The following is a 6,982-nucleotide window of genomic DNA, read 5'->3' on the forward strand; positions in this document are numbered from 1 at the left end:
TTGACCCCTCCTCTACTGCTTTTTTTAATGCGATTTTTTGTGCCAGACCTTCACAAATGATAATCTAGATGTAATTTTACAAAAAGAAGGAGAAAGATTACCATGGGAGAAATATGGTACGGCGGAACAATCTACACAATGAAAGCAGAATTGGAAACGTTCGAAGCTGTGTATACGGAAGATGGGCTCATTAAAGACATCGGCACTCAAGAAGAGCTCTTCTCTACATACCATAATGCACAAAAGCAAGATTTGAAAGGGGCAGTTATGTACCCTGGCTTTACAGACAGCCATATGCACCTGATTGGGCACGGTGAGAAATTATTACGCCTGGATTTATCAAACTACACATCCCCCCAAGAGGTAAAAAAAGCATTATTGAAAAAAGTCCAAGAAACCCCTGAAGGAGAATGGATCTTTGGAGAAGGATGGAATGAGAATAATTTTGTTGACCGGAAAATTTTCCACAGAAACGAGCTCGACGAAATCACTTCCAATCACCCAATGATTTTATCAAGAGTTTGCCGTCATGCAGTTTTAGTCAACAGCAAAGCATTGGATTTTGCCGGCATTACAAGAGAAACTGAAAATCCTTCAGGTGGAGTGATTGTAAAAGATATTGATGGTGAACCGACTGGGTACTTACTTGACCAAGCGCAGGAATTAGTGAAAAAGAAGATACCAAAAGCGAGTGAAAGTTACTTATACAATGCTTTAAAAACTTCTATTGAAGATTGCTTACGCCTCGGATTGGTAGGCAGTCACAGTGAAGATTTAAGTTATTATGGCAGTTTTACTAAAACATTTGGAGCGTTTGAAAATGTAATTGAACGAGACAAGTTAAAGTATCGTGCCCATTTGTTGGTTCACCATGAGGTAGTGGATGATATGCATGAAGAAGGTCATAAATTTAAAGAAACAACAGGCTTCATTACCCTTGGTGCCATGAAAATATTTGCAGATGGTGCACTGGGAGGCAGGACTGCATTGTTAAGCCGTCCTTATAATGATGCTCCTGAGACATCTGGGGTTGCTATCCACACACAAGAACAACTTAAGAGTCTAGTAAAAAAAGCAAGAGAATATGGAATGACCGTTGCAGTTCATACCATCGGTGACCTTGCATTTGAGTACATGTTAGATGCGATTGAAAACTATCCTGCTCCAGAGGGGGAACGAGATAGACTTATTCATGCTCAAATCTTAACGAAGGACCTGATTGATCGTGCGAAAAAACTACCACTCATTCTAGATATTCAACCGCGTTTTGTGGCAACCGACTTTCCTTGGATTATTGAACGTTTAGGAGAGGAAAGACTCAACTATTCCTATGCCTGGAAAACACTTCTGGATGAAGGTCTCATTTGTGCAGGTGGTTCTGACGCTCCTATTGAACCGGTTGACCCGATTTTGGGAATTCACGCTGCTGTTACAAGGCAAACACCCGGAGACATAGAAAGAACAGTCTATCAACCAGAACAACGTCTTTCCATGTATGAAGCAATCGGTCTCTTTACAAAAGGTAGCGCCCAAGCTATTTCAGAAGAACATATACAAGGAATCATCGATACAGGCTATTACGCAGACTTCACAGTACTCGATACCGATCTATTCAAAGCAACAGACGATGGTATCCTTGAAACAAACGTACTAATGACAATAGTCGACGGTACGATTGTGTACGAGAGAGAGTAAGAATAGTAAGCATAGTATGGAGATATATAGCTGATAATTGGAGCAAAAGGCGTAGACTCCTGCGGGGGAAGTAGCGACATTGTTGAGACCCCGCAACGAAGTGAGGAGGCTCAAGGTCGCCCCGCGGAAAGCGAAGCCATTTGCGGAAATTAACAGCGGAGTTATAGCGTATACAAAAGGACACCGCGTTCATACGGTGCCCTTTGTTGATATAAATGGTGAATTTTATAAAAATGTCCGTTTGACCTTCTCCCAAAACGAATTATCCTTTAACTTCACAGTCTTAATTTTCTTATCTGTAAGCTGAATATCCAACCTCTCCACATGTTTAATGCTAAGTGCCTCATTATCAATGCCGATCGTAGGATAGTCATTCCCATCCTGAATTACTTTTAGAGTCAATTTTCTGGCACCTGCCAAGATAAACGGCGATCCAAGGGTGCGATAGCTGTTATTGTTAATAGAAGCAAGCTCACTTACCTGAAAACAAGGGAGCATCGGGTCTACTACAGCACCATGGACTGATTTATTGTAAGCAGTGCTGCCAGTAGGGGTGGATACAATCATCCCATCACCACGGAACGTTTCAAAGTGCAGCTCATCTATGTAGACATCAATGGCAAAAGTCTTTATGATGGCAGAGCGGATGGAGCATTCATTTAAACATAGAAAAGAAGATGTACCATCAATTGTTACTTCAATAGTAGGATACTTTCTAACCTCAATTTGTTCAAATGCCATGGCCTCTACCATTTTTTCAGTATCATCGATATGGAAGTCACAATAAAAACTAGAAGTTTCCCCAGTATTGATACCAGCATAAAGGCAATCATCCTTGAACCCTGTTTTTTGAACGGCTTGAAGGAAGGTTCCGTCTCCTCCTACGGCTACGATAATGTTCGCATTGTGGTAATCACTTAGTATTTCAAAGTTATTTTGTACCGCTAATTGTTCAAGCTTTTCAACCTTTGCAACTAGCTCTTCTTCCCTTTTATAAAAGAAAAATATTTTACGGCGTTCTGTCATTGTTTTTCCTCCTCTTTATAATAAAAAATGGAACTTAAACAAAAAATATCCAAAAACATTATCCTTTTGGAAAAAATTTTAGTACAATTCTATATTGTGATAAGTTTACCATTTTGATGAAACTTTTTGAAACGATTTAACGTATAGGTACTGTACGTACAACTAGGAGGTTTAAATATGAGCGGAAAGCGTTGGGCCGCATTAGGTATTGCGGCATTATTATTTTTTGTGTCAATTATCACGAGTTTTGCAACACAACCTGCGGAAAGCTCCAAATCTGATTCTTTTTCAGATCTTTTCGGAGGGGAAGAAGAGTTTATTGAGGAAGTAATAGAAGACGGAAGTCCAAACCGCAAAATTCTTGTTCTAGAAGTTAATGGTGTTATCCAAGATACAGGAAGCGACGTGACATCTGTATTCCAAACTCCAGGATATAACCACCGTCAATTTTTAAGAATGCTTGATCAAGCCAAAGAAGATGATTCAGTTCAAGGAATTATCGTACGCGTCAATACACCGGGTGGCGGCGTTTCTGAAAGTGCAGAGATACATAAAAGATTGGTAGAGATTAAAGAAGAAACAGAGAAGCCAATTTATATTTCTATGGGCGCCATGGCAGCTTCAGGTGGATACTATATTGCTGCACCTGCCAACAAAATTTTCGCTTCGCCTGAGACCATTACAGGTTCTATCGGTGTTATCATGCAAGGCATTAATTACAAAGAACTTGCTGAAAAATATGGTGTGAAATTTGACACCATCAAGAGTGGGCCATACAAAGATATTATGTCACCAACAAAAGATATGTCTGAGGAAGAGCGTCAAATTCTTCAATCAATGGTAGACAATATGTACGATCAATTTGTAGATGTTATTGTGGAAGGCCGAGGAATGAGTGATTCGGAAGTAAGAAGAATTGCTGACGGAAGAATCTATGATGGCCAACAAGCGAAAGATATCAACATAGTCGATGAGCTTGGCTATTTTGAAGATGTTATTGAGGCAATGAAGCAAGACCATGATATGGGGAACGTCCAAGTTGTTCAATACACAGAAAACCTAGGCTTAGGTTCCTTATTCGCTATGAACGCTCAAGCTCTATTAAAGACAGAGTCTGAAATGCAGATGTTAGCGAAGCTTATCAATCAACCTAATTCTCCAAGACTAATGTACTTGTATGCAGAGTAGGAGGAAGAAGAAATGAGAGATGAGCAAAATAATGAATATACAAACGAGAGTGTAATACATGAAGACGTGAATATAGGCGAAGAAAGAACCAGCAATAACGCGATGCCTGCGAACGAAGTAGCTGTCACGGAATATCGCTATGCAGGGTTTTGGATGAGACTTTGGGCATTTCTGTTAGATCTATTAATCATTTGGAGCATCGGAGCGATTGTGATATTCCCGATTTTCAGACTACTAGGGATATCGACTAGTCAAAGCTTCATGTTCTCCCCTGCAACGATTGCCACTACTATCGTGCTATATGGATATTTCATTCTTATGACAAAGTATTTTAAACAGACGTTAGGAAAAATGGTGTTTGGTTTACGGGTGGTCGATCTAAAAGCCAATGACCTTTCATGGAGAACCATTTTCTTTAGAGAAGGTGTAGGACGTTATATCGCTTTAGTCTATGCACCTATCACCTACATCGTATTTCTTGTGGCAGCTTTTACAAGCAAAAAACAAGGTGTCCACGACTTTATTGCAGACACGACAGTCGTTCATGAAAAATAACCAATAAACCTGAAGTCCATCGTGACTTTAGGTTTATTTTTTTTATGCTAGGAGATAATGGAAGAGGGAGGAAAGGGTGTGAAAGTGTGATTTGGGCCATAATAATCCTTGCCATCATCATTCTTCTTTTAATCATGGTTCTCGTCACTAAAATTACCATCCAATTTTACTACCATCATCAACAAGATAATGATCAGATGACAGTGAAACTAAGTGCATGGTACGGGTTGTTGCGATACACCATTGATGTGCCTTTAATCAGTGTGGATAAAGAAACAGCATCCATTCATGTCGAGGAAAAAACCAAAGTTGGAGGCGGAGATCCTTCTCAAGGAAAACAAAAAGAGAAAGATTTTTCTCCAAAAGAGATATGGCAGAGCTTTGAAGATACATATGAACTGGTGCGCCACGTTGTGGGGATGCATGAGATAGTAAGAAGAATGCTTTCAAGAGTGGAAGTGAATCACTTGGAATGGCATAGTAACGTTGGATTAGGAGATGCAGCCCATACCGGAATGATTGTTGGGGCAGGTTGGACGATTAAAGGTGGAATTGTTGGATTTTTAAGCAATTATACAGACTTCCGAGCTCGACCGATACTCTCCATCACTCCATATTTCCAGTATGTTGTTTCTCAGACAATGTTTAAGTGTATGATTCGGTTTCGAATCGGGCATGCTATGTTGGCAGGAATAAGAATCGTTAAATATTGGAAGGGCGGTAGACCAAAGTTTAAAACCCGTCCTTTATCCGTGTTGTCCAAAGAGGAAAATCACAAATCCATGTAACAGCAATAAGGAGGATCAATATGTCTGAACATCCAATTAAGAGTCTTATGACAACAGCGATGGAAAATTTAAAAGATATGATTGATGTCAATACCATCATCGGTGACCCGGTAGAAACGCCCGATGGAAGTGTCATTTTGACTGTTTCCAAAGTCGGATTCGGGTTCGCAGCAGGAGGAAGTGAGTTCCAAGGTGGGGGCTCTTCAGGACCTGAAAAACACGATGGCGGTGGCAATCAACAAAGCCAAGGTCACAAGCTTCCATTTGGCGGAGGTAGTGGGGGTGGCGTGTCCATCACTCCAATCGCTTTCTTGATTGTAAATTCGCAAGGAGTGAAAATGCTTCACCTTGATGAGAGCACAAGTATCTATGAGAGATTACTGGATCTGGCTCCACAGGCAGTTGAGAAAGTTCAACAAATGTTGAATAACAATAAACATAACAGTGGAAATCACTCTGACCATTCCTACAACAATCATAAACAAGATTTAGACTTCTAAAAATGCCGGCTGCACAGCAGTTGGCTTTTTATTTGGTTGCTGGGGAAGGATGAATGGGAGGGTATCAAGGGATTTCGGGGGGATATTGAGAATTTTCAGGGTATATCAAGAAACTGCTGCGGATATCAAGAAAACTAGGGTAGATATCAATAAATTTCGGAGTATATCAAGAAAACTAGGGTAGATATCAATAAATTTCGGAGTATATCAAGAAAACTAGGACGGATATCAAGAAAACTAGGACGGATATCAAGAAAACTCAAGATATATCAATAAATCTACACATTTCGACAAACTTAGAGCCCTTATAAAAACCAACACCCTCCCTCCTCACAAACAAAGATTGATTAATTGCAAAACTTAAAAAACATAGCTATTATTACAAGTGTACATACAATTTGAGGAGGGAATTTAACATGGCAAACGTAACATTCAAAGGCAACCCAATGACACTAGTCGGAAGCGAAGTGAAAGTGGGCGACCAGGCTCCAAACTTCTCCGTTCTTGCAAACGACTTATCTCCAGTAACATTGGAAAACTACAAAGGATTCAAGAAACTGATCAGCGTAGTACCTTCCATTGATACAGGAGTATGTGATCAACAAACCCGCAAATTTAACGAAGAGGCAGCAAAGCTTGATAACGTAAAAGTTATTACAGTTAGCATGGACTTGCCATTCGCTCAAAAACGCTGGTGTGCAGCTAGTGGGCTTGACAATGTTGAGGTAGTATCCGACCACCGCGATGCTTCTTTCGGTGAAGCATACGGCGTACTAATGCAAGAGCTACGTCTACTTGCCCGCTCCACGTTTGTTGTGGACTCCAATGACAAAGTAACATACGTTGAATACGTAGGGGAAGGTACAGACCACCCTAACTACGAAGCGGCAATCGAAGCAGTTAAATCTGCAGAATAATACCCTACTCAAAACCATTGCACCAAGACGAGCAGACTGTGATAATAGCAGTCTGCTTTATTTTTGTCCAATCTCCATGTAAAATAGGAATACTGAAAATTTGATTGGGAGTAGCCCACCTGTTGAATGGAGTGCAAGGTGTGACACTCCTGATGGAGATAGCGGTAGGTTGAGACCCCACAGGCGAAGCCGAGTTATCATGAACGAAACTAGCTCCTTACTCGTAAAATCGTAGGTTAATTTGGTTAGAATGTTTACTGGAAAAACCAAACCAAATCAGAGCTACATTACGGAAGGAGCTAGTTATTATGAA

General features: G+C 40.4%; 7 protein-coding genes. 6 read left to right on the forward strand and 1 reads right to left on the reverse strand.

Features of this window, described 5'->3' with window-relative positions; all coding sequences use genetic code 11:
- The first annotated feature begins 102 nt into the window (after positions 1-102).
- Positions 103-1,695 (forward strand): amidohydrolase, encoded by a 1,593-nt coding sequence (locus HF078_RS01580; protein WP_169289569.1) that lies wholly within the window; start codon positions 103-105, stop codon positions 1,693-1,695.
- A gap of 225 nt (positions 1,696-1,920) precedes the next feature.
- Here the strand turns inward: HF078_RS01580 and HF078_RS01585 are convergent, their stop codons facing one another.
- Positions 1,921-2,721 (reverse strand): NAD kinase, encoded by an 801-nt coding sequence (locus HF078_RS01585; RefSeq protein WP_169289570.1) that lies wholly within the window; start codon positions 2,719-2,721, stop codon positions 1,921-1,923.
- A 177-nt stretch (positions 2,722-2,898) separates the two neighbouring features.
- On the opposite strand from HF078_RS01585, the gene sppA reads away from it, so the two are divergent.
- The 5 genes from sppA to tpx all read left to right on the forward strand — a co-directional run bounded on the left by sppA (position 2,899) and on the right by tpx (position 6,669).
- A complete protein-coding gene (gene sppA / locus HF078_RS01590) occupies positions 2,899-3,909 on the forward strand; it encodes a signal peptide peptidase SppA (RefSeq protein ID WP_169289571.1) in 1,011 nt (336 codons plus the stop codon).
- Between the two features lie 12 nt (positions 3,910-3,921).
- Entirely contained in the window at positions 3,922-4,464 is a 543-nt protein-coding gene (locus HF078_RS01595; protein ID WP_169289572.1) for an RDD family protein, read from the forward strand.
- Positions 4,465-4,550: 86 nt separating this feature from the next.
- Complete coding sequence (locus HF078_RS01600) at positions 4,551-5,252, forward strand: DUF2953 domain-containing protein (RefSeq protein WP_346775300.1); 702 nt, start codon at positions 4,551-4,553, stop codon at positions 5,250-5,252.
- Between the two features lie 20 nt (positions 5,253-5,272).
- Positions 5,273-5,752 (forward strand): GerW family sporulation protein, encoded by a 480-nt coding sequence (gene ytfJ, locus HF078_RS01605; protein ID WP_169289574.1) that lies wholly within the window; start codon positions 5,273-5,275, stop codon positions 5,750-5,752.
- A 416-nt stretch (positions 5,753-6,168) separates the two neighbouring features.
- Positions 6,169-6,669 (forward strand): thiol peroxidase, encoded by a 501-nt coding sequence (tpx, locus tag HF078_RS01610; RefSeq protein ID WP_060664772.1) that lies wholly within the window; start codon positions 6,169-6,171, stop codon positions 6,667-6,669.
- Positions 6,670-6,982 lie beyond the last annotated feature (313 nt).

It is taken from the genome of Bacillus sp. RO2, assembly GCF_012911845.1.
Classification (GTDB): Bacteria; Bacillota; Bacilli; order Bacillales; family Bacillaceae_I; genus Sutcliffiella_A.